The organism is Stenotrophomonas sp. SMYL41 (assembly GCF_036319965.1).
In the GTDB taxonomy this organism is placed as follows: Bacteria; Pseudomonadota; Gammaproteobacteria; order Xanthomonadales; family Xanthomonadaceae; genus Stenotrophomonas; species Stenotrophomonas maltophilia_R.
On sequence record NZ_JAWIRX010000020.1, the window covers coordinates 43,263 to 58,288 of the forward strand.

16 protein-coding genes and 1 riboswitch are annotated in these 15,026 nt (G+C 67.5%); of the genes, 6 read left to right on the top strand and 10 right to left on the bottom strand.

The features are described from left to right. Positions 1-5 precede the first annotated feature (5 nt). Entirely contained in the window at positions 6-959 is a 954-nt protein-coding gene (locus tag V3B30_RS19200; RefSeq protein ID WP_262083331.1) for a Nudix family hydrolase, read from the top strand. Between the two features lie 105 nt (positions 960-1,064). On the opposite strand, the gene V3B30_RS19205 is transcribed toward V3B30_RS19200, so the two are convergent. Together V3B30_RS19205 and metF are read right to left on the bottom strand one after the other, a co-directional pair. After that, positions 1,065-1,649: a DUF4124 domain-containing protein gene (locus V3B30_RS19205; protein ID WP_262083330.1), complete on the bottom strand. Its 585-nt coding sequence runs from the start codon at positions 1,647-1,649 to the stop codon at positions 1,065-1,067. A 40-nt stretch (positions 1,650-1,689) separates the two neighbouring features. Further along, positions 1,690-2,517 (bottom strand): methylenetetrahydrofolate reductase [NAD(P)H], encoded by an 828-nt coding sequence (gene metF / locus V3B30_RS19210; protein WP_262083329.1) that lies wholly within the window; start codon positions 2,515-2,517, stop codon positions 1,690-1,692. Between the two features lie 203 nt (positions 2,518-2,720). Between metF and V3B30_RS19215 the strand changes: the two genes are divergently transcribed. The 3 genes from V3B30_RS19215 to V3B30_RS19225 are packed head-to-tail and all read left to right on the top strand — an operon-like array spanning position 2,721 to position 5,448. Beyond that, entirely contained in the window at positions 2,721-3,647 is a 927-nt protein-coding gene (locus V3B30_RS19215; RefSeq protein WP_262083328.1) for an alpha/beta hydrolase, read from the top strand. 26 nt (positions 3,648-3,673) lie between these two features. Continuing rightward, complete coding sequence (locus tag V3B30_RS19220) at positions 3,674-4,720, top strand: histidine kinase (RefSeq protein ID WP_262083327.1); 1,047 nt, start codon at positions 3,674-3,676, stop codon at positions 4,718-4,720. Continuing rightward, the gene (locus V3B30_RS19225) at positions 4,717-5,448 is read left to right on the top strand and encodes a LytTR family DNA-binding domain-containing protein (RefSeq protein WP_262083326.1); all 732 of its coding nucleotides are present in this window, start codon (positions 4,717-4,719) and stop codon (positions 5,446-5,448) included. Before V3B30_RS19220 ends, V3B30_RS19225 begins: the two co-directional genes overlap by 4 nt. Positions 5,449-5,495: 47 nt before the next feature. Here the strand turns inward: V3B30_RS19225 and V3B30_RS19230 are convergent, their stop codons facing one another. Genes V3B30_RS19230 through V3B30_RS19240 form a run of 3 tightly spaced genes read right to left on the bottom strand, consistent with a single transcriptional unit; the run spans position 5,496 to position 8,826 of the window. After that, positions 5,496-6,788: a HAMP domain-containing sensor histidine kinase gene (locus V3B30_RS19230; RefSeq protein WP_262083325.1), complete on the bottom strand. Its 1,293-nt coding sequence runs from the start codon at positions 6,786-6,788 to the stop codon at positions 5,496-5,498. Further along, positions 6,785-7,474, bottom strand: a complete 690-nt coding sequence (locus tag V3B30_RS19235) for a response regulator transcription factor (protein ID WP_032129701.1) — start codon at positions 7,472-7,474, stop codon at positions 6,785-6,787. Before V3B30_RS19235 ends, V3B30_RS19230 begins: the two co-directional genes overlap by 4 nt. A 2-nt stretch (positions 7,475-7,476) precedes the next feature. Next, positions 7,477-8,826 carry a type 1 glutamine amidotransferase domain-containing protein gene (locus V3B30_RS19240; RefSeq protein ID WP_329809767.1) on the bottom strand — a complete coding sequence of 450 codons (1,350 nt, stop codon included), beginning with the start codon at positions 8,824-8,826 and terminating at the stop codon, positions 7,477-7,479. On the opposite strand from V3B30_RS19240, the gene V3B30_RS19245 reads away from it, so the two are divergent. Next, a complete protein-coding gene (locus tag V3B30_RS19245; RefSeq protein ID WP_262083323.1) occupies positions 8,713-9,270 on the top strand; it encodes a DUF3228 family protein in 558 nt (185 codons plus the stop codon). The two genes, V3B30_RS19240 and V3B30_RS19245, sit on opposite strands and share 114 nt — an antisense overlap. 68 nt (positions 9,271-9,338) lie before the next feature. Then, positions 9,339-9,971, top strand: a complete 633-nt coding sequence (locus V3B30_RS19250) for an energy transducer TonB (RefSeq protein ID WP_262083322.1) — start codon at positions 9,339-9,341, stop codon at positions 9,969-9,971. On the opposite strand, the gene V3B30_RS19255 is transcribed toward V3B30_RS19250, so the two are convergent. The 5 genes from V3B30_RS19255 to ahcY all read right to left on the bottom strand — a co-directional run bounded on the left by V3B30_RS19255 (position 9,968) and on the right by ahcY (position 14,881). Continuing rightward, on the bottom strand, positions 9,968-10,471 hold the full coding sequence (locus V3B30_RS19255; protein ID WP_262083321.1) for a hypothetical protein: 504 nt from the start codon (positions 10,469-10,471) through the stop codon (positions 9,968-9,970). The genes V3B30_RS19250 and V3B30_RS19255 overlap by 4 nt on opposite strands. Then, entirely contained in the window at positions 10,471-10,944 is a 474-nt protein-coding gene (gene ybaK / locus V3B30_RS19260; protein ID WP_262083320.1) for a Cys-tRNA(Pro) deacylase, read from the bottom strand. Before ybaK ends, V3B30_RS19255 begins: the two co-directional genes overlap by 1 nt. A gap of 110 nt (positions 10,945-11,054) precedes the next feature. Then, positions 11,055-12,389: a peptidoglycan-binding domain-containing protein gene (locus tag V3B30_RS19265; RefSeq protein ID WP_262083319.1), complete on the bottom strand. Its 1,335-nt coding sequence runs from the start codon at positions 12,387-12,389 to the stop codon at positions 11,055-11,057. Positions 12,390-12,439: 50 nt separating this feature from the next. After that, entirely contained in the window at positions 12,440-13,192 is a 753-nt protein-coding gene (locus tag V3B30_RS19270) for a lysozyme inhibitor LprI family protein (protein ID WP_262083318.1), read from the bottom strand. Positions 13,193-13,435: 243 nt separating this feature from the next. Further along, positions 13,436-14,881, bottom strand: a complete 1,446-nt coding sequence (gene ahcY, locus V3B30_RS19275; RefSeq protein ID WP_075675352.1) for an adenosylhomocysteinase — start codon at positions 14,879-14,881, stop codon at positions 13,436-13,438. A gap of 36 nt (positions 14,882-14,917) precedes the next feature. Further along, a riboswitch (S-adenosyl-L-homocysteine riboswitch) is annotated at positions 14,918-15,001 on the bottom strand. Positions 15,002-15,026: the final 25 nt, after the last annotated feature.

The following is a 15,026-nucleotide window of genomic DNA, read 5'->3' on the forward strand; positions in this document are numbered from 1 at the left end:
GCCCCATGGTTTCCCCCTCCCGATCGATCCATGTCGTGGCCGCCGTCATCACCGACGCCCGTGGCCGCGTGCTGCTCAACCGCCGTACCGAGAACCGCGACATGGCCGGCCTGTGGGAGTTCCCCGGCGGCAAGCGCGAATCCGGCGAGACCTCCGAGCAGGCGCTGGTGCGTGAACTGCGCGAAGAGCTGGGCATCGAGGCTGATGTCGGGCCCTGGCTGATGGATGTGCCGCAGCGCTATCCGGACAAGCACCTGACCCTGGAGGTGCGTCACGTGCGCAGCTGGAAGGGCACCCCGCGCGGGCGCGAAGGCCAGGCGATCACCTGGGTGGCGCAGGACAAGCTGGCCCGCTATTCGATGCCACCGGCCGACCTGCCGGTGGTGGCCGCATTGCGCCAACCGGACTGTTACCTGATCACGCCGGCACCGGCTGACGACACCGCAGGCGTGCAGCAGTGGCACGAGCAGCTGCACCGGGCGGTGGCGGCCGGGCAGAAGCGCATCCAGCTACGCCTGCCGCCGGAACATCCGCAGCGGCAGTCCATGATCGAACAGGCCTTGCGCGCGCATCGCCGCGGCGTGCAATGGCTGCTCAACCGCGACATCGCCTTGGCGCGCACACTGGGCGTGGGCGTGCACCTGGGCAGCGAACAAGTGCTGGCCCTGCAGGAACGGCCCTTGCCGGAAGGGCAGCTGGTCGCCGCGTCCTGCCACGACCTGGAGCAGCTGCAGGCAGCGCAGCGGCTGGGCTGCGACTTCGCGGTGCTCGGCCCGGTGCAGGCCACGGCCAGCCATCCCGAGGCGACGCCACTGGGCTGGGAGGCCTTCGCCGAACTGCGCGCGCAGGTGTCACTGCCGATCTACGCATTGGGCGGGATGGCCGCCGGCCATATCGCCGAAGCGCGTCGCCATGGAGGGCAGGGCATCGCTGCCATCCGTGGGTTGTGGCCGGCGTGATGCCGCTCACGCGGGGTCAGATCCCTGCGCAGCAGTGCTCTGACCCCATGGCCGAGATCCGGGGTCAGCGCCCTTTCCGCTGGAAAGGGCTCCGACCCCTCCCGATCACAACGTGATCCAGAAACACCCGTATTGACGGCGCAGGCCCAGCACCGTCGACGCGCGCGACGCGCTGCCAGGCAGCGTCTGCTCCAGGCGCAGGCCGACCGGATGCCGTGCCGCGGGCGGTCCCGGGTCCGATCCCTGCGCGGCAGGGCTCTGACCCTCGTCCTGCGATTGCGGCAGCGCCTGCGAGGGATACACCGGTACCACGTCCACCAATGGCCGCCGCGCCAGCGATTCCAACTGGCCGAGGATGCGCTGCGCACCGGCATCGGAGACCGCACCCCATAGGTACAGCGAGGACAGCCGGTTCACATCGTTGCTGACGATGCCGGCGCGCAGTGCCTCCACCAGCTCGCTCAGGCGCCGTGGGCAGCGCGCACCCAAGGTGTCGCGCGGCAGGGTGCTGCCGGTGGGCATGGGCGGAGGCAATCGCGACCGGGCGCCGACGCTGTCGCAGGGGCGGTCGGTATACACGCTCTGCCCCTGCGCGTCGGTGCAGCGGTTCAAGCGTGGGGACTGCGCATGGACAACGCCCGAGGCCGAACACAACGCCAGCAGCAACAGCAGGAAGGGAAGCCGGTTCATCGACGCAGGGTAGCGCCGATCGCCGTGGCATGGCGTACTTTCAGCCGTGCAGCAGCTTCAGTACCGAGGTGGTCGGCCTGGCCAGGTTCAAGGTGTAGAAGTGCAGCCCCGGCGCGCCGCCCTCGATCAGGCGCTGGCACAGTTTGGCCACCACTTCGGTACCGAACGCCCGCACCGATTCGGCGTCATCGCCATAGGCCTGCATCCTGCGGCTGATCCAGCGCGGGATTTCCGCACCGCACTGCTCGGAAAAGCGGCGCAGCTGGCTGAAGTTGGCGATCGGCATGATGCCGGGCGTGATCGGTACCTGTACACCGAGCCGACGCACTGCATCGACGAAGTGGAAGTACGCATCCGGGTTGTAGAAATACTGGGTGATCGCCGCGTCGGCGCCGGCATCGATCTTGGCCTTGAAGTGTTTCAGGTCGGCCAGTGCATCGGAGGCCTGTGGATGGGTCTCCGGGTAGGCTCCCACCTCGATGCGGAAGGCGTCGCCATGTTCGGCGCGGATGAAGTCGATCAGTTCGGCGGCATAGCGCATGTCGCCGGGAAAACCCATGCCCGACGGCAGGTCGCCACGCAGGGCCACCAGGCGGCGGCAGCCGATGGCGCGGTATAGCTTGAGCAGCTCGCGGATTTCCTGGCGGGTGCCGCCGACACAGGACAGATGGGGCGCGGCATCGAAGCCGTGGTGCTGGTTGAGGTGGCGCACGGTCTCGGAGGTATAGCTCAGGGTCGAGCCACCGGCACCGAAGGTGCACGACACGTACTCGGGGACATAGTCCTTCAGCTTGGCTGCGGCGCGGTCCAGCTGGCTGCGCTGTTCGTCGGTCTTGGGCGGATAGAACTCGAAGCTGATGGCAGTCATGGCACGGGCGGCAGCGGCGGGTGCGGATCAGTATATCGCTTCATCAAGATGGATGTGCGATTGGGGCGTGAGGACAGGACATCCGTGGCACGCGACCGTTCGCCCCGGTGTCCGGCCGTTGCTCCGAAATCGCAACCGGGCGCATTGGACCGGCAGCACGCTGTTCCCATCCCGGCACCACCCACCCGATGAAGGAGCAGACAATGAAGATCTTCCTGGCACTGTGGTACGCGATGAAGGCCCTGGCCCGGCTGGCGATGATCGGCATGGCGATGGCCGTGCTCGGCTCCGGTTCCGCGCACGCCGCCACCGGCACGACCGCTGGCAAGGTGCAGGTCGAGGTGGTCGGCAAGGGTCGCCCGCTGCTGATGATCCCCGGCCTCAACAGCAGCGCCGAGGTCTGGCGCGAGACCTGCCTGGCCCTGAAGGCCGTGCAGTGCCACCTGGTGCAGTTGCCGGGCTTTGCGGGCGCCGGTGCCGCCGAGCCGCGCCCGGCGGATTTCCTTTCGGCCATGCGCGACCGGCTGCTGGCCTATGTGCATGACCAGAAGCTGGACCATCCGGCGGTGATCGGCCACAGCCTGGGCGGCGTGCTGACGCTGCAGATGGCGGTGAGGGAACCGGGCGCACTGGGGCCGCTGGTCATCGTCGATTCGCTGCCGTTCTATGCGGGCATGCAGAACCCGCAGGCGACCGCACAGAGCGTGCAGCCGATGGCCGAACAGATGCGCGCTGCGATGCTGGCTGCAGACCCGGCCAGGTACCAGGCGCAGGCCGAAGCGGCGCTGGCCCCGCTGACCAACAGCACTGCGCGCCTGCCCGACCTGAAGCGCTGGGGCCATGACAGCGATCGCGCCACCACCGCCGATGCGATGTACTCGCTGCTGGTGACCGACCTGCGCAGCGAGGTGGCCGGCATCCGCTCGCCCACGCTGGTCCTGGGCGCCTGGGCGTCCTACCAGGCACTCGGTTCGACCGAATCATCGGCGCGTGCGATCTTCCAGTCGCAGTACGCCGCGCTGCCCGGCGTGCGCATCGAACTGAGCGCGACCGGCCACCACTTCCTGATGTGGGATGATCCGCAGTGGCTGCGTGGGCAGGTGCAGGCATTCCTGGACAGCCACCGCTGATCCTTCCGACCGCTCCGGCCATGGCCATGCCCGATTCGACTTCCTCACTGCGCTTCTGGTTGATCAACACCCTCGGTTGGGCGCTGTTCTGCGCGCTCAGCCTGGCGATGAGCCGCACCTTCGGCGGTGGCGCCAGCAGTGGTGGCACGCTCATCAGTGTTGGCTTGGGCGTGCTGCTGTGGTGCATCAGTGCGGGCGTGCGTGCGCTGGCCCTGCGGCGCCGCTGGTGGCAGCGGGAGTTCGGCGCGCTGGTGCTGCGGCTCGCGCTGGCAGTGCTGCTGGGCGCGCTGCTGGCGCAGCTGCTGCTGACGGCCGTGCTGCAGCCGGCGCTGGCACTGGGCTGGGTGGATTTCGGTGGACGGCCGGGTGACTTCCGCCCAATGGCACGGCTGGCCTATCTGCTCAACACCATGCTGCTGCTGGGCCTGTGGACCGCGCTGTGGGCCGGGGTGCACAGCCTGCGCCAGGCGCGCCGCGCGGAACTCGAACGCCTGCGCGCGGAGGCCGAACGCAGCGCCCTGGAGCGCGATGCGCTGCGTGCCCGGCTCAACCCGCACTTCATGTTCAATGCGCTGAACAATCTGCGCGCGCTGATCCTGGAAGATCCCGAGCGTGCGCGCGACATGGTCACCCGTCTGTCGCGCACGCTGCGCCAGGCGCTGGCGCACAACCGCAGCGAGCAGGTCACGCTGGCCGAGGAACTGGCGGTAGTGGACGACTATCTGGCCATCGAGGCCATCCACTTCGAGCAGCGCCTGCAGGTAAGCCAGCACATCGATGCCGATGCCATGCAGGCGCGGTTGCCGGCGATGGCACTGCAGCTGCTGGTGGAAAACACGATCAAGCACGGCATCGCCAGCCGCCCGGGCGGCGGTGACGTGCAGATCCAAGCCACGCTGGACAATGATGTGCTGCGCCTGCAGGTGGACAACCCGTTGGGCGGCGCCAGCGAGCCCACCCACGGGCATGGCGTCGGCCTGGCCTACCTGCGTGCGCAGCTGGGCACGCGTGGCCGATTGGTGCTGCAGCCGGTCGGCGACCGCATGCAGGCCCTGCTGGAGATTCCGCAATGAGTGGCATGCTGCGCGTGTTGATCGTCGATGACGCACGGCTGGCGCGCCAGGAGCTGCGCACGCTGTTGTCGGCGCTGCCCTGGGTGCAGTGCGTGGGCGAGGCCGACGATGTGCCCGCTGCACGCGAGGCGATCGCCACGCTGGCGCCGGACCTGGTGCTGCTGGATGTGCAGATGCCCTCCGGCAGTGGCTTCGATGTGCTGGACGGTCTGGATACAGTGCCGGCGGTGATCTTCGTTACTGCCTACGACACCTACGCGGTGCGCGCGTTCCAGGCCAATGCGCTGGACTATCTGGTGAAGCCGGTCGAGGCACCGCGCTTGCTGGAAGCGTTGCAGCGGGCGCGCCAGCGCGAGGTGGTGGCGGGCGAAACGCCGGAGCCGCGCAGCACGCTGGGTGCGCAGGACCAAGTGTTCGTGCGCGAGGGCGAGCGCTGCTGGTTCGTCGCGGTCTCGGAGATCCGCCGGCTGGTGGTGGACGGCAACTACACGCGGTTGTGGTTCCGCGACCAGAACGCGCTGCTGACCCGCAGCCTGAGCGCGCTGGAAGCACGCCTGCCGCAGGATCTGTTCTTCCGTGCCAACCGCAATACGCTGGTCAACCTGCGCCGCATCCGTGGCGTGACGCCCAGCATCGCTGATGGTTATGACCTGGCGCTGGACGACGGCAGCGAGGTGGAGGTGTCGAGGCGGCAGGCGCGTGAACTGCGTGAACGGATGGCGTTGTAGCTGCCGCTACAGCTCGGCACTGACCGGGCTGGACCGCCGGAGGCGCTTCATGCCTCGGCTGGCTGCCCCCTCAAGCGGGCCATCACCCCGCCACCGCCGTGCTGGATGACCAGTTCGAGCCCGTAGTGGCTGCACAGTCGCCGCATGATATCCAGGCCCAGGCCGTTGCCCTCGCTGCCATCACGCTTGTCGAATGGCCGCGGCTCGGGCCAGTTGCCAAGGAAGGGTGAAGTACCTGCCGTGTTGTGCACCAGCAGCTGAGCGTCCTGCCATGCAATCAGGACCTGGCCTTGCGTGGTATGCGCGAACGCATTGCCGACCAGATTGGCCAGGACTACGCGCAGGGCCGCCTCGGGCGCGCGCAGCGTGGCCCCGTCGGGCACGGTCAGCTGTACCTCGACCGGCCGTGCAGCCAGCAACGGAGACTGCTCGATGATCACCCGTTCCAGCAGCGGCACAAGTTTGACCGGCGGAGCGCCGTGGCTGGCGGTTTCCTCGCGAGCCAGCGCCAGCAGCGCCGCAATGGCCTGCTGCAGCTGCAGTGCCGAAAGACGGATATGCTGCACATGCTGGCGGCCACGCCCGGACAGGCCCGACTCGCTGGCCAACTGGCCTGCCGCACTGGAGATGACGCTCAAGGGTGTGCGCAGTTCGTGGCTGGCATCGCGCGTGAACGCGTGTTCGCGGGCAACGAAGGCAGCGACGCGTGCGGACAATCCATCCAGGGCGCGCGCGAGCACGCCAATCTCGTCATCGTCGAAACGTGCTGCCAGGCGCACGCCGGGGCCTGGTTCCGGCTGCAGCGCTTCAACCTCCTCGACCAGCGCATAGAGCGAGCGTGTGCTGCGATGGGCGAGCCAGATGCCGAGGACGATCGCCGCGATCAGGACCAGTAGTGCTGTGCCGGCAAGCAGCATTACGACCCGATCGCGGATCGGCCGGACCACCAGTTGCGCACTGACCTCCGACACAAGCCAAGCAGGGCGGGCGCCGGCCGGGGGATCGATCCGCTTGAGATGGTAGTGCCGACCATCGACACCTGCGAACTCCGAGCGCCAAGGTTCCTTTGCGAACTCGCTGCGCAGATCGTCGGGGAAGGTAGAGGGTGAACGATGCAGCTGGATTGCGGCATCGGCAGGTGTCCGCCAGTCCCCTTCGTGCGCGCGCCGGGCGAGCTGAGCCCGTGCTTCACGGTCCAGTTGGGCATTGAAGATGCTGTCTTCCACCACATACATGAACACCAGCGAGTAGGTGCCGAACACCATGGCGGTGAACAGCGCGAAGGCTGTGAATGTGATCAGCAGTCGACGGCGCAGGTGCTGGGTGGGCCGCGGTTTCATGGCGAAGCTTCCAGACGGAAGCCGACCCCGTGGACGGTGCGCAGCATCTCGCCTTCGAACGGCCTGTCCAATACCTGCCGCAACAGGTACAGATGCGAGCGCAGCGGATCGGAAGGAGGTGCTTCATCCCCCCACAGGCGTTGAACGAGCTCGCTGCGGGTGACGGTTCGCGGCCAGGCCTCGGCCAGCACGAGCAGGATGCGCTGCGGAACCTGTGCCAGCTCCAGCAGCAATCCCGCGCGCCAGGCCTGGCCGCTGCGGCGGTCGATGCTCAACGGTCCAATCTGCAGGAGGTTCGGTTGACCCACGCGATGGCGGCGGGCGAGGGCGAGACAGCGGGCGAGCAGCTCGGCATCGTCGAAGGGCTTGACCAGATAGTCATCCGCGCCCGCAGCGAAGCCCTGCAGCTTGTCGTCGATCGCATCGCGTGCGGTCAGCATCAGGATGGGGACGTGCCGATCACTGCACTCGCGCAACCGACGGCAGACCGTCGTACCATCGGTGCCCGGCAACCCGATATCGAGCAGCAGCACATCCGGCGGTGACGCCAGCGCCAACTGCAGCCCGACGTGTCCGCCAGCGGCGAAATCGACCAGATGGCCATGCGCCTGCAGCATGTCGATGATGGCCGAGGCCAACGGCAGGTTGTCTTCAATCAACAGCAGGCGCAGGCGCTCGGCGTCCATGGTCAGGGCTGCATGCGGGCCAGGAGAGCGTTAGCTTCGTCCAGACCGGGCTGTTTTTCCAGCACAGCCAGTACCTGCGAACGGGCCAGGTCGGTCCGGCCCAGGCGCCAGTGCGCTTCTGCCATCGCGACCTGCAGCCTCGGCTCGTCCATATGCGGGCTGGCCAACTGCATGATGGATAGCGCGTCGGCGGTCGCAGTGGCGTCCTTTGCCGCTTTCAGCTGGTAGAAACCCAGCATGCCGATCAGCTCGACGTGATGGTCGGACGGGCGCTGCGCCAGTACCTGCGCCGCCTGCCCATCGCGCTGCTGCAGGTGCTGCTCCACCAGCGCCATGCTGCGCTCATCGCGCCATGCTTGGCGTGCCAGTGGCACACGCCCGCTGGCGCGCACGAAGGCGTCAGCCAGTGCGGCAGTCGAGAACGGGTTCTGACCGGTCAGCAGGCGTCCATCGACTACGACCTTGGGCATCATCAGCGGTGCCTCCTGCCAGCGTGCGCCCAGCTCGCGCATGCGCGGTTCAAGCTGGAACGCGAACTCCTTCGCCCAACGTTTGCCGAACAGTGCTTCTTCCTCTTCCGTGAATCCGGTCATGGCGCGGCCTTCCACCATGGCCCGGCCATCGGGAAGGCGAACACCCGCCAGTGCGGCCGGACCATGGCATACCGCCGCGACCAGTCCACCCTGCTGCCAGATTCCGGCAATCGTGGCATGCAGTGCCTTGTCGGCAGGAAGGTCGAACATGGCACCCTTACCGCCGATCACCAGGACGCCCTGGTAGTCGCTGGCACGCAGTTGTGCAGTGGGCACGGTCGCGGCAAGCTTGCCCATGGCCTGGGAATCGGCAAGGACGGCTGCGTTGAAGGCCTCGGAGGGGCTGTACTTGTCAGCCTCGACGGCGCCGCCACGGGGACTTGCCACGTCGATGTCGAAGCCGTTCTGCTTGAGGATGAGCCATGCCTGGGCGAATTCGTCCATCTCGAAGCCCGGACGGGTCTTCCCTTGGTCCCGGCCTTCGCTGCTGACGACGAGCAGCACGCGCGATGGTGCGGCAGACGCGGAAGATGGGGCCATGGCAGGGAGGAGAAAGACGGCCAGCAGGCCGGACAGCAGGGGGGAGCGGAAGCGGTTCATGCAGGACTCTCCGGGAGATGTGCGCGTACTGTGGCCGGCAAATGTGAAGCAGACTTCAAGCGCATCGACCGTTACCCTGAGCGCCTGTTCCCGTTCGTGCATGCCATGTCCATCGTCCTCACCGATTTCGCCCGTCCCCGCCTGTTCCCGCGCGTGCCGCGCGGCAATACCATCCAGGACTGCACTGCCGAGCAGTTCGAGGCACACCTCAATGCGCACGCGCCGCTGAAGGTGCTCGACGGCTACGCGCCGTTCTGCAAATTGTTCGTCTACGAGAACTGGACCAGCACGCGCTGCCTGACGTTGCCGATCACCGAGGCCAACCGCCACCATCTGCGCAGCGCTTACGAGGCGCGCAACCGCGAGGAACTGCCGGTGCTGGTGCGCTGGTTCGAGGGCGTGGAATCGCCGCGCGCGAACTACCTGGTGGTGATCCTGTACAGCGCCGGGCAGCTGGCGAAGGAAGGTTCGCCGATCGAGGCCGACTGGGGCATCGTCGGCTGCATCTACACCGCCGAACCGGAAGAAGTGCCGATGGCGCCGATCACGATGATGCGCAATGCGCTGGGCGTGGAGGAAGGCGGTTCCGGCGTGCCGCTGGACCGGGAGGCCTACCAGCGCTCGGTGGCGTTCTGGGAGAACAACGCCAACTGGCGGCCGTGATCCAACAGGTGAACGTGCCGGTTGCGCACCGCGCTACCATGGCAGCACAACGATGCACGGAGCGCCGGATGATGATGGAACGCGTGATGCGATGGAGTGCACTGGCAGTGATGCTGCTTGCCGGTGGCGGGTGCTCGCCGGGATACGATGCCGGCGCCGCATGCGGGAGCCTGGCCGAGCCGGCGCCGGTCCGGGATGCCGGTGTCGAGCAGTTGCAGGCTTCGCAGGACGACGGACGCTGCACCTTCCGCGCACAGGGGCGCGATGCGGCAGCGTTGCAGCGCCAGCAACGCATGCTGGATGCCCTCGCCGTCATCGCGTGTGGCCAGCCTGCGCAGGTACAGCCGGTGGCGGGCACAGCAGGGTTCGAACTGCAGATGCCGCCGCGTTGCCCGCTCTCGGCCCGCAGCTCGCTGTTCGTCCAGGACGACCCACGCTGGACGCTTGATCGTCCTTCGATGCCGGATTACCCGGCGGCGGCGCGTGCCGACAGGCAGGAGGGCATCGCTCACCTGCGCCTGCTGCTGGACGACGAGGGGCGTGTCAAGGCGGCCATCGTGGCCACGTCCAGCGGCCACCCGTTGCTTGATGAAGCGGCGGGCAAGGCCGCGCTGGGATGGCGATCGAAGCGGGAGTGGTGGGCGTTCAGCACCACGCGCATGAGCCTGGTGCGGACGACGGTGGCGTTCGCCGCCAACTAGCTGCCGTGCGACGACGTCAGCGCTGTCCACTCCCACCACGGGTAGTGGTACTCGCGGTCGATGGCCTGCCAGTGCCGGCCGCACTGTACGCACGAGACCGTATGGCAGTCGCCCCAACCGCCTTCGGCTTCTTCCACCGAGCGCAGCTGCATCTGGCCCTGTTCAACCAGGCGACGGGGATCAAAGAACGGGTAGCCGGGGTTGAGCGCGCACAGGCAACCTTCGCGCGCCTGCCAGTAGCGCAACCGACGCAGGGCCGCCTTCAGGTGGGCCTGGTTGCTGATCAGCATGCCGCCGAGGGCGATGCCCTGGCAGGTGCGCTCGATCAGATCCACATGCACGGCCAACGCGTCCAACGATGCGGCATCGAACAGGCGCGCGACGGTGCGCGCGGCGTCAGTGATGCGCGTTGCGTCGCGCGAGAGCAGGTCCTGCAGCAGCACGTCGGCCTGTGCATCTTCGAGCCGGGGTATCTGCGCTGCAGGCCACGGCCAGCGCATCAGCGCGCCTTGCCGATGGCAGCGTAGTGGCCGGCAGTCAGCCGCAGCAGGTCGGCCGGTGCCAGTTCCACCTCCAGGCCACGGCGCCCGGCGCTGACATGCAGCGCGGGCAGCGCTTCGGCGCTGGCGTCCAGGAAGGTACGCAGGCGCTTCTTCTGCCCGAGTGGGCTGATGCCACCGACCAGGTAGCCGGTCGCGCGCTGTGCGGCATCGGCGGCGGCCATCTCGCACTTCTTGCAGCGGGCGGCTTCGGCCAGCGCCTTCAGGTCGAGCTGGCCGGCGACCGGCACGATCGCCACCAGCAGTTCGTGCGCCTCAGTGCTGGCCAGCAGGGTCTTGAACACCTGGGCCGGGTCGAGGCCGAGCTTGTCGACGGCTTCGCCGCCATACGATTCGGCATGGGCGTCGTGCACGTAGCTGCGCACGGTGTGGGCGATCTTTTCGCGCTTGAGCAGGTTGATGGCCGGGGTCATGGGCGCATCCTAGCGCGGGGCAGGGGTGTTGCCTTGACCGAGACTCGCGCATCAACGCAGAACGGGCCCCCGCAGGCGCCCGTTCCGGCTGTGATCGTCGGCATCCAGGATCAGCGCGACATCGACTGCTGTGTCTGCATCTGTTCCTGGGTCTGCCGCTGCGACAGTTCGCTGTCCAGCGCCTGGCTCTGCCGCGTGCTGTCCTGCAGGTTGCGGTTCACCGCCTGCGACAGATCGACGTAAGTGCGGTGCATGGCGGGATCGCCCAGCTGGCCCTGCACCGCGAAGACGCCCTGGTTGTCCGGCCGTGCCAGCACGAGATCGACCTGGCTCATGCCGGCCAACTTGGACTCGTAAGCCACCTGGCCTGCGGCGTTCTCGAGCTGGCCGCGGTCATTGAACAGCGGCGACAGGCCGCCCTGGCGGCGCTGTTCTTCCAGCGTCTCCAGCTTCTCCACGACCTGCTGGTAGCGCGGGTTGTCGGCGTGGCCCGGGGTGGCCATGGTCGGTTCGGCGGCCTGCTGTTGCTGTTGCGCGATGGCCTTGTCGAGCGCACCCAGCGTGGTGGCACCGGCCTTGCCGTCGACGGTGAGCTGGTGCTCACGCTGGAACTGCTTGACCGCTTCCAGGGTGCCGGGCCCGAAATCGCTGTCGGCCACCAGCGGTTTGCCGTCCTTGCCCAGGTAGCCCAGGTCGGCCAGCTTCTGCTGCATCGCCTGTACCTCATCGCCCCTGGCGCCACTGACCAGGACGCCGTTGCCGCCGGGCGAGCCATGCGAGGGGGCGTGAGTGGGGGTGATGCCCAGCTGGGTCATGGCCCGGTCGAAGCGCTCATCGCGGCTGGTGACGGCGGCCGGCGACTGGATGCCGTATTGGGTGGCATCGACGAAGGCCTGCACGTCGGCGCGGGTCGGCGGATTGCCGGCCTGCACGGTACCGCCCTGCAGCTTCTCCGCATTGCCGGCCAGGTAGTTGATGAACTGCGGGCCCATGCTGCCGAACTGGTTGTCATAGTCGGCCATGGCCAGCTGCAGTTCCGGGTTGGCCACGATGGCATCGGCAGCGGCCGGGTTGGTCGCACGCACCTTGGCGATGGCTTCATCGACGCGCACGATGGCGCCGTCCAGCTTGGCGTTGGTGAGCTGGTCCATCTTCGCCTGCGGAATGGCCTGCAACTTGGCATCAAGCGCGGCAAGCTGCTGGCTGCTCAGCCCTCCCTGCTGCGACAACAGCTCGATGTCAGCGGCGGTGAACCCGTTGTCGCGCAGGAAGCGCCTGGCCTGGGGGTTGCCGCCGACATCGAACTGCACCAGCCCGAACGAATAGGTGCTGGCGCCTTTCTGGGCGTATGAGAAGTGGTCCAGGTGGCGGGTGTTGCCGCCCAGTTCGGTATGCAGGAACAGCGTGGACAGCTGCTCGCGGGTGAGGGTGGAATCCGTTGCCATGGTCATCGTCCTTCAATGAGGAAAAAGGAGCCGGGCATGCCCAGCCGATCTCAACCGGCGCAGTGCTGCTGGGTGAAGCCGAGCAGCTGGCGGGTGGCCTGGGCGCCATAAGCGGCCGCTGCCGGTTCGAGCGCGAACTGGCCGACCATCTGGTTGCTGCACAGCTGCACGGTGCGCTTGCCGGCGGTGGTTTCCTGGGTGCAGTGGGCGGCCAGCAGGGCGTTGGGGCCGCCGCCCATGTTGGTGGCCGCGGTGCAGCCCAGCAGGCGGCCTTCCTGGCCGTTCTCCCGCAGCAGCGTGTTGAAGTTCGCCAGCTGGCTGTTGGGGTCGCGCAGCACCAGCAGGTCCACGCACTGCTGCTGGCCGTCGGGCACTTCGCAGGCGTCCTGGTCGACCAGGCCGTCGCGCGTGGCCGACAACACCTTCAGGCGGTCGGCAAATACCTGTTGCAGGCAGTGCGCGTCACCGCACAGGTCGCGCGTGTGCTGGATCCAGCGCTGCTGCTCGGCCTGCAGCTTGTCCTTGCCGGCGGCATCAAGGGTTTCGCGTGCAGTGGCTTCGGCCTTGGCCAGCTCGCCTTCCTGCTGCAGCAGGGCGGGGTCGTTGCAGATCAGGGTCTGCACCGGCGATGCCCCCTCGGTGCAGGCCGTGTTGCTGCCCGTGGCCGCTGCCGGGGCGTCGGCTGCCTTGTCGGCGCTGGCCTGTCCGGTGGCCGCTGCCGGAGCGGTGGCCCCACCATCGCCGGCCGGAGGGGTGCAGGCGGCCAGCAGGGCCACCCAGCACAGGGTCATCAGGGGCTTCATCGCCCGGATCATTCGGTCACGGTTGCGCGGCATGTCCTGTCCTTTGGTGTCTGCGTCCCGGCGCATGGCCTGCCGTTGGCAGTCCATGGGGGCGTAAAGCCTAGCAAGCGGCTTCTTAGGGCTCTGTGACAGGGCGCGCGGATCTTCTGCCGGGTGCCGCAACGCAGAACGGGCGCCCGAAGGCGCCCGTCCGTGCATTGCATGCCCGGTAGTGCCGGCCGCTGGCCGGCACCCCCGCAGCCATCAGTAGCGGTAGTGGTCCGGCTTGAACGGGCCTTCCACCGGCACGCCGATGTAGTCGGCCTGTTCCTGGCTCAGGGTGGTCAGCTTCACGCCGATCTTTTCCAGGTGCAGGCGGGCCACTTCTTCGTCCAGCTTCTTCGGCAGCAGGTAGACCTTCTTCTCGTAGCTGTCCTTGTTCGCCCACAGGTCGATCTGTGCCAGGGTCTGGTTGGCGAAGCTGTTGGACATCACGAAGCTCGGGTGGCCGGTGGCGCAGCCCAGGTTCACCAGGCGGCCTTCGGCCAGCAGGAAGATCGCATTGCCGTTCGGGAAGATGTACTTGTCCACCTGCGGCTTGATGTTGACGTGCTTGACGCCGGCGAACGACACCAGCGCATCGACCTGGATCTCGTTGTCGAAGTGGCCGATGTTGCAGACGATGGCCTGGTCCTTCATCGCGCTCAGGTGCTCGATGCGGATGATGTCCTTGTTGCCGGTGGTGGTGACGTACAGGTCGGCACGGCCCAGGGTCGATTCGATGGTGTTGACTTCATAGCCTTCCATCGCCGCCTGCAGGGCGCAGATCGGGTCGATCTCGGTGACGATCACGCGCGCGCCGTAGGCACGCAGCGACGCAGCGCAGCCCTTGCCGACGTCGCCGTAGCCGCAGACCACGGCCACCTTGCCGGCCAGCATCACGTCCATCGCGCGCTTCAGGCCGTCGGCCAGCGACTCGCGGCAGCCGTACAGGTTGTCGAACTTGCTCTTGGTGACCGAGTCGTTGACGTTGATCGCCGGGATCAGCAGGGTGCCGGCCTGGGCCAGCTGGTACAGGCGGTGCACGCCGGTGGTGGTCTCTTCGGAGACGCCCTTCCAGTCCTTGACCACGCGGCCCCAATAACCCGGGCGCTCCTTGGCCACGCGCTTGAGCAGGTTCTTGATGACCTGTTCTTCGTGCGAGGAGGAGGCGGTGTTGACCCAGTCACTGCCGTTTTCCAGCTCGTAGCCCTTGTGGATCAGCAGGGTCACGTCACCACCGTCGTCGACCACCAGTTCCGGGCCGGTCAGGGTGCCGTCGGCCAGGGTGAAGGTCAGCGCGTCCAGGGTGCAGTCCCAGTACTCTTCCAGGGTCTCGCCCTTCCACGCGAACACCGGGGTGCCGGTGGCGGCGATGGCGGCGGCAGCGTGGTCCTGGGTCGAGAAGATGTTGCACGAGGCCCAGCGCACGTCGGCGCCGATGTCCTTCAGGGTCTCGATCAGCACCGCGGTCTGGATGGTCATGTGCAGCGAGCCGGTGACGCGCACGCCCTTCAGCGGCAGCTCGGCCTGGTACTTGCGGCGGATCGACATCAGGCCCGGCATTTCGTGCTCGGCGATGTCCAGTTCCTTGCGGCCCCAGTCGGCCAGCGTGATGTCGCGGATCTTGTAATCACCTTCGGTGGAGAAGGTCTTGGCAACAGCGTTCATTCGTGTGCTCCGGTTGTGGGCGAGCGGGTGCTCGCATCTAGCCGGGCGCCGTTGTTACAAAGCCACCTTACCGAGCCTGGCCGGGCCTCATGGAATCCGGTCGCAGCGCCCCTCGGCAGGGGAGAACGCCCATTATATCGCGGCC

Bases quoted from the DNA above. Each gene is read 5' to 3' on its own strand.
- V3B30_RS19200 (WP_262083331.1), top strand. From the start codon at position 6: ATGGTTTCCCCCTCCCGATCGATCCATGTCGTGGCCGCCGTCATCACC.
- V3B30_RS19205 (WP_262083330.1), bottom strand. From the start codon at position 1,649: ATGAACCGGCTTCCCTTCCTGCTGTTGCTGCTGGCGTTGTGTTCGGCC.
- metF (WP_262083329.1), bottom strand. From the start codon at position 2,517: ATGACTGCCATCAGCTTCGAGTTCTATCCGCCCAAGACCGACGAACAG.
- V3B30_RS19215 (WP_262083328.1), top strand. From the start codon at position 2,721: ATGAAGATCTTCCTGGCACTGTGGTACGCGATGAAGGCCCTGGCCCGG.
- V3B30_RS19220 (WP_262083327.1), top strand. From the start codon at position 3,674: ATGCCCGATTCGACTTCCTCACTGCGCTTCTGGTTGATCAACACCCTC.
- V3B30_RS19225 (WP_262083326.1), top strand. From the start codon at position 4,717: ATGAGTGGCATGCTGCGCGTGTTGATCGTCGATGACGCACGGCTGGCG.
- V3B30_RS19230 (WP_262083325.1), bottom strand. From the start codon at position 6,788: ATGAAACCGCGGCCCACCCAGCACCTGCGCCGTCGACTGCTGATCACA.
- V3B30_RS19235 (WP_032129701.1), bottom strand. From the start codon at position 7,474: ATGGACGCCGAGCGCCTGCGCCTGCTGTTGATTGAAGACAACCTGCCG.
- V3B30_RS19245 (WP_262083323.1), top strand. From the start codon at position 8,713: ATGTCCATCGTCCTCACCGATTTCGCCCGTCCCCGCCTGTTCCCGCGC.
- V3B30_RS19250 (WP_262083322.1), top strand. From the start codon at position 9,339: ATGATGATGGAACGCGTGATGCGATGGAGTGCACTGGCAGTGATGCTG.
- V3B30_RS19255 (WP_262083321.1), bottom strand. From the start codon at position 10,471: ATGCGCTGGCCGTGGCCTGCAGCGCAGATACCCCGGCTCGAAGATGCA.
- ybaK (WP_262083320.1), bottom strand. From the start codon at position 10,944: ATGACCCCGGCCATCAACCTGCTCAAGCGCGAAAAGATCGCCCACACC.
- V3B30_RS19265 (WP_262083319.1), bottom strand. From the start codon at position 12,389: ATGGCAACGGATTCCACCCTCACCCGCGAGCAGCTGTCCACGCTGTTC.
- V3B30_RS19270 (WP_262083318.1), bottom strand. From the start codon at position 13,192: ATGAAGCCCCTGATGACCCTGTGCTGGGTGGCCCTGCTGGCCGCCTGC.
- ahcY (WP_075675352.1), bottom strand. From the start codon at position 14,881: ATGAACGCTGTTGCCAAGACCTTCTCCACCGAAGGTGATTACAAGATC.